A 4,903-nucleotide genomic window follows, 5' to 3' on the forward strand; every position below is an offset into this window, starting at 1 on the left:
AAATAGACATTGGTTCGCTTCGTGTTGGTGTTGCTCTGAACCGCCAGGGTGAACGTGCGACTCTCCCACTGCACGCCCTCGCGGGCTTCGTACTGCCACTCCTGCTGTCCAAACGGGGTGAAGAAGCGCCCAACGGTCACGCTGCCTTCCCCGAGTTGCTGCTTGGCCCAGGCTTCTACAGGCTGCTTGTAGAGCGCGTTACTGCCACGCACCGCATCACCCAACCCTACCGAAACACGGGCGCTGGTCTTTTGGCCGTTCTCCCAGCGCAGGTAGCCCACGGAAGGGGTAAAAATCTGATTACCCGCCCAGAGCTGATCGGCAAAGCGCCGCAGGCCGGGGCGCGAGGAGATGCCACAGTAGAGATCAAGCCCCGCATGGATGCCAGGAACAGGAGCTTGTGGAGCTTCGATTTGCGTGTACACTATCTCAGTATCGGCTAAAAGTCCTCATGTCTGAAGGTTTTTTAAACCGAAGGGCGCAGATCCAGAAGCGTGAGCTCGACACTGACTTTTCCGTTCCACTCATTAAGCTTGGGGCTGTACACAATGTCCACGCGCTCGCCCGGCTGGACACGCTCGGTCCAGTCGCCGGACTTGAAGCGCACGGCCTTGGTGGGCCACTGCCGCCCGGGGAGCTTGATCTGGAAGATCGCGGTGTTGTTGTCTTTGCCGACGCGCCTCGCCTCCGTGACAATACCACCACACGTCAGAAACACCGGGTCCGGGTTGTCGCGGCCAAAGGGAGCGAGTGCCTGGAGCGACTCTACCAGGCTCTGGGTGAGAAGGCGCGTATCGGCAAGCTCGGCGTCTATCTCCAGCGTAATGGGCTCGGGTTCGTCACTGATCAGCCCCTCAGCCACCTCGTGGATGCGCTCGCGGAACGCCTCCAGGTTCGCGGCGGAGACATTGACCCCCGCACTGGCCGAGTGCCCGCCGTAGCGTCCGAGGAGATCGGCGCAGGCATGGAGCGCATCGAGCAGGCTGAAGCTGCCGTAGGTGCGCCCGGAGCCGCCGTAGCTGTCGGTCTTTTCATCGTAGCTCAGGATCAGGGTGGGGCGGCGCAGGGTCTCGGCGATCCGGCCCGCGACGATTCCCACCAGGCCCTTGCCCCAGCGCGGGCGGGCCAGCACGAGCACGCGCCTATCTTCCTGGGTCAGCGCCTCCGCCATGGCCTCCTGCACCACACGCTCCGTCTCGCTGCGGCGCAGGTCGTTGAGCGACTCGATCTGGGCGACAAGCTGCTCCGCCTCGTCGGCATCGCGGGTGATGAGCAGACGGTACGCGAGGTCGGCATCCTCCATGCGCCCGGCGGCATTGAGGCGCGGCCCGAGCTGAAAGCCGATATTCTCCGCCGTGAGCTCGCGGCCCTCCAGCCCTGCGCGTGCGAGCAGCGCCTTCACGCCCGTCTTCTTGCCCGTCGCCAGCATCGCGAGGCCGTGCAGCACCAGAATCCGATTTTCACCCGCCAGCGTGCTGGCATCGGCGACCGTGCCCAGTGCCACCAGATCTACGAAGTTGCGCCGAAAGGCACTCTGGTGCGTGGGCATGAGCCGCGCCGTGAGAGCATCCAGAACCTTGAAAGCGACACCCGCACCGCAGAGATCACGAAAAAGCACCGTGGCATCGTCACGGTAGGGGTTTACTACAGCGACGGCATCCGGGAGGGTCTTGCCCGGGCGGTGGTGATCGGTGACAATCACATCAATGCCCAGTGAGTTGGCGTGGGCAACAGCTTCCAGGGCGCAGACCCCGCAGTCCGCCGTCAGGATCAGCCCCGCACCGAGCTCTTTAGCTTTGTCCGCGCCATAGGGCTGGAAGTCGTAGCCATCGGTGCGACGTGGGACAAAGCCCACCACGTTCGCCCCCAGGCTAGTAAGCGCTCGGAGGCAAAGTGCCGCGCTCGTCACGCCGTCGGCATCGTAGTCGCCGTGGACAAAGATCAGCTCACCGCTCTGAATCGCCTGCGCGAGCCTCTCCACTGCCTTAGCCACATCAGGAAGCGTGTACGGATCATGGAGATCCTCCAGGCGGGGCGAGAGATACTGCGTGGCCTGATCCGCCCCCGTGATTCCCCGGTTGATCAGCAGCCGCGCCACCAGCGGCTCCACCCGAAGCGCTCCTGCAAGCTGCTGCACCTGTGTCTCGTCGGGAGCGGCCAGCCGCCAGTGGGCTTCGAGCAGAGTCGGGGATGTCATCACTACGGCTTGCGCTTGGGGCGCGGTCCCTGTGCCCAAGTTCCTGTGCGCTCCGGTTTGTCTTCGTCACTGGCTTCAGTCGTGACGGTGGCAGAGGCTTTGGCGACCACTGCCGTGGCAGGCTCGCTCTTGCTTTCTTTGCTTTCTTTGCCTTCCTTGACCTCCGCTAAGCCCTCACCCTTCTTGCCGAACCGGCGCTGCCAGTCAAAGACCATCGGGGCGGCGTTGAAGATTGAGGAGTAGGTGCCCGAGAGGATTCCCACGAGCAGCGCGGCGTTCAGGGGCCGAATCACCGAGCCCCCAAAGATTAAGAGCGCGAGAAGGGTTAGTACCACGGTGCCGCTGGTGAAGAGTGAGCGCGCGAACGTCTCGTTGATTGAGTCGTCAATCAGATGACCCAGATCGGCTTTCTCGCCTCGGTGCTGCAAGTTCTCCCGAATTCGGTCAAAGATAATGATCGTGTCGTGAACCGAGAAGCCCACCACCGTGAGCGCCGCCGTTAAGAACAGCGAGTCAATCTTCCAGTTGAGAAACCATCCTAAGAAACAGAAAACACCGACCAGCACAGCGACATCGTGGAGCATCGCGATAATCGCGGCTACGCCGAACTTTAAGCCGTTCTTGAAGCCTCCAATGGCAAACCGAAATGTCAGGTAGAGAACGATAAAGAGCGACGAGAGGGTGATAGACGAGAAGGCGTTCTGGGTCAGTTCTTTAGAAATCGAGGCCCCGATGCGCTCAAAGCCCTGCTTGGTGATACTCGGGAACTTGGCCTTGAGTTTCTCGACCAGGCTCTCCGCCTCCCGAACATCCATCTCCTTCTTGCCCGCCTCCGCAGGGAGCCGCAGTAAAACGGTGTTGTCACCCGCGATCTGTGCCGCCGCCTCCTTGAAGCCCGCCTCACTCACTGCACCTTCAATCTCGGCGCGGGTAACGGGCTGGGCGAATTTAAGGGTGAGCTCGGAGCCCCCGGTGAACTCAATACCCTGCTTGAAGCCGCCCATGAACGCAAAGGCGACACCAGGGACGATAATCGCAAGCGAGAGGATATACCAGCGGAAGCGGTGGGTGATGATCTTGAAGTGCGGTCGCCAGAGGTTGTTGACCCCCCAGGCTTCCAGGTTGACGGTCTTGTTCTCGCCGACCAGCAGCAAAAGAAACGAGCGCGTGACCGTAATCGCGGTGAACATCGAGAGCGCGACACCGATCATCAGAGTTAGTGCGAAGCCACGGACACTGCCATTGCCAAGCTGGTAGAGCAGGAAGCTCGTCACCGCTGTACACATGTTGGAGTCGAAGATCGCGGAAAAGGCGCGCTGGAAGCCGGTTGTGATCGCGACTTTGAGGCTCTTACCCGCCTTGAGCTCCTCTTTGGTACGCTCAAAGATCAGGATATTTGCATCTACCGCCATACCCACTGAGAGGATAAAGCCCGCGATCCCAGGGAGCGTGAAGGTCACCGGGATCAGCACGAAGATCGCGTAGGTGAAAAGAGTGTAGAGGAGCAGGGCACAGACCGCCACAAAGCCGGGCAGTCGGTAGATCCCGATCATAAAGACCCCGATAAGGACGAGGGCAACCACACCGGCCACGAGACCGCTCTTGACCGCGTCTTTGCCCAGGGTCGCCTCCAGGCTCTGCTGTTGGACAATGTTCAGGGTGACGGGGAGAGCACCGCCGTTGAGGTAGTCCGAGAGCTTCTTGGCATCCTTGAGGCTGGGAAAGGGGGAGATTTGCGCCCGGCCATCGGTGATGGGGTCGTTGATCTTGGGGGCCATGAGGATACGGCCATCCAGGTAGATCATCAGGATTTCGTCGGTGTGGGCTTTGGTAAAGGTGGCGAACTTCTCTTGGCCTTTTTTATTGAACTCCAGCTCCACAATGGCTTCGGTTCCGTTGCCAAAGCTGGCGCGGGCGCGGCCTGGGGCGAGGTCGGAGCCATCGAGCTCTCGGCGCGACGCCGCTAAAAAGACATTGAACTGGCTTAGCTCATCGCCGAGCGCAGCCAGGGTCTTGAGGTCGCTCTCCTGGATCTTGACCGTTTGCAGACCCGCGAACGCGCCCAGTGTGTTGAGCGGCGCAGTGAGGGGGACAGGCTTGGCACCGGCCCGCTCGCCCGCATCCACCAGCTCGCGGAGCGCTCCGAGAATGTGGAACGGGTCACGGAAGGTCTTGTTGGCTGTTTTGTCCGTGATCTCATAGCTCTCGCGACTGCTGTCCGTTGACATCTCAAAGGCGTAGCGCCCCAGCTTGTTCTTCTCCGGGGTAAACCAGTCTTGGCTGTAGTAGAACACAAGCTGCGCGGTCTTCTGGAGCTGGTCGAGGATGTCCTTCTCGTTCTTGACAGCGGGAATCTCGACGACAAACTGGGTGTCGCCCTTCGGCGTGATCACCGGCTCGGCGACCCCGTTAGAGTTCACCCGGTTGTCCAGTGTTCGAAGCACAGACGAGCGGGTTTCGTCGTTCCACTGCTGGCCTTTGGGCAGTGTGGAGAGATCCGCCTCCAGTACCACACGGGCACCGCCTTGGATGTCGAGCCCCAGCCGTGGGGTGACCTTCTTTCCAAAGGCGCTGTTGGGAGCCACAAGCGGCGCAAAGGTGACCGCTGCGGCCAGCAGGGCGAGGACGATGACGAGAAGAGCTAATTGTCTGGGTTTCAACACGTTTACCTTGTGCCAGAATTGCCTGGCACTAAACGGGCATTAT

General features: G+C 61.0%; 3 protein-coding genes. All 3 read right to left on the reverse strand.

Annotated features, from left to right (window positions below; translation table 11 throughout):
* Positions 1–425, reverse strand: a 425-nt coding sequence (locus ACH2EH_RS09860) for a hypothetical protein (RefSeq protein ID WP_395141222.1), incomplete at its 3' end; no start/stop codon positions are given.
* Between the two features lie 41 nt (positions 426–466).
* Positions 467–2,197 (reverse strand): single-stranded-DNA-specific exonuclease RecJ, encoded by a 1,731-nt coding sequence (recJ, locus tag ACH2EH_RS09865; RefSeq protein WP_395141224.1) that lies wholly within the window; start codon positions 2,195–2,197, stop codon positions 467–469.
* Between the two features lie 2 nt (positions 2,198–2,199).
* The gene (gene secD, locus ACH2EH_RS09870; protein ID WP_395141226.1) at positions 2,200–4,857 is read right to left on the reverse strand and encodes a protein translocase subunit SecD; all 2,658 of its coding nucleotides are present in this window, start codon (positions 4,855–4,857) and stop codon (positions 2,200–2,202) included.
* Positions 4,858–4,903: the final 46 nt, after the last annotated feature.

This window comes from Armatimonas sp. (genome assembly GCF_043760365.1).
GTDB lineage: Bacteria > Armatimonadota > Armatimonadia > Armatimonadales > Armatimonadaceae > Armatimonas.